Raw genomic sequence first — 1,572 nt, 5'->3', positions numbered from 1 at the left:
GTTCTGGGCGGAGCAGGCGGAGCGGTTGACGTGGGACACGAAGTGGTCCCGGGTGCTGGACTGGTCCGGTGCCCCGTTCGCGAAGTGGTTCGTGGGCGGCAAGCTGAACGTGGCCTACAACTGTGTGGACCGGCATGTCGAGGCCGGGCACGGGGACCAGGTCGCCATCCACTGGGTCGGCGAGCCCGGCGACACCCGTGACATCACCTACGCCCAGCTCAAGGACGACGTCTCCCGCGCCGCGAACGCCCTGCTGTCGCTGGGGGTCAAGGCCCATGACCGGGTGGCGATCCAGCTGCAGATGATCCCCGAGGCGATCGTGGCGATGCTGGCCTGCGCCCGCATCGGCGCCCTGCACAGCGTGGTGTTCGGCGGGTTCTCCCCCGCCGCGCTGCGCTCCCGCGTGGACGACGCCGCCGCCAAGATCGTCATCACCTCCGACGGGCAGTTCCGCCGCGGCAAGGCCGCCCCCATGAAGGCCAACGTCGACCAGGCCCTGGAGGGCGCCGAGTCGGTGGAGAAGGTCATCGTGGTGCGCCGCACCGGCGAAGACGTCCCCATGACCGAAGGCCGGGACGTGTGGTGGCACGACCTGGTCGACGCCCAGTCCCCCGAGCACACGCCGGAGGCGTTCGACTCCGAACACCCCCTGTTCATCCTCTACACCTCCGGCACCACCGGCCGCCCCAAGGGCATCCTGCACACCTCCGGCGGCTACCTCACCCAGGTCGCCTACACCCACCACGTCGTCTTCGACCACAAACCCGGCCGCGACGTCTACTGGTGCACCGCCGACATCGGCTGGGTCACCGGGCACTCCTACATCGTCTACGGGCCCCTGGCCAACCGCGTCACCCAGGTCGTCTACGAAGGCACCCCCAACACCCCCCACGAGGGCCGGCACTGGGAGATCATCCAGAACTACAAAGTCTCCATCTACTACACCGCGCCCACTTTGATCCGCACGTTCATGAAGTGGGGCGACGACATCCCCGCCAAGTACGACCTCTCGTCGCTGCGGGTGCTGGGGTCGGTGGGTGAGCCGATCAACCCCGAAGCCTGGATCTGGTACCGCGAACACATCGGCGCCGGCAAAGCCCCCGTCGTCGACACCTGGTGGCAGACCGAAACCGGGGCGATCATGATCTCCCCGCTGCCCGGGGTCACCGCGACCAAGCCCGGTTCCGCGCAGACCCCGCTGCCCGGCATCTCGGCGATCGTCGTGGACGACACCGGCAAGGAGGTCCCGCACGGCGGCGGCGGTTACCTGGTGCTGGACAAGCCGTGGCCGTCGATGCTGCGGGGCATCTGGGGCGACGACGAGCGCTTCAAGGAGACCTACTGGTCCCGTTTCGCCGACCAGGGCTACTACTTCGCGGGTGATGGCGCGAAGTACGACGACGACGGCGACATCTGGCTGCTGGGCCGGGTGGACGACGTGATGAACGTGTCCGGCCACCGCATCTCCACCACCGAGGTCGAGTCGGCGCTGGTCTCGCACCCGACCGTCGCCGAGGCCGCCGTGGTCGGCGCGACCGACCCCACCACCGGGCAGGGCATCGTCGCGTTCGT

At 68.9% G+C, this 1,572-nt stretch carries 1 protein-coding gene; it reads left to right on the top strand.

Going from position 1 to position 1,572, the window contains the following annotated elements:
- Window positions 1–1,572 (top strand): acetate--CoA ligase (acs, locus tag BMZ92_RS36635; RefSeq protein ID WP_091517279.1); only part of this gene is annotated, 1,572 nt, incomplete at both ends.

Source organism: Amycolatopsis sacchari (assembly GCF_900114035.1).
Taxonomy (GTDB): Bacteria; Actinomycetota; Actinomycetes; order Mycobacteriales; family Pseudonocardiaceae; genus Amycolatopsis_E; species Amycolatopsis_E sacchari.
The sequence above is the reverse complement of the archived record's forward strand: the minus strand, read 5'-3'. Positions and strand labels throughout refer to the sequence as shown.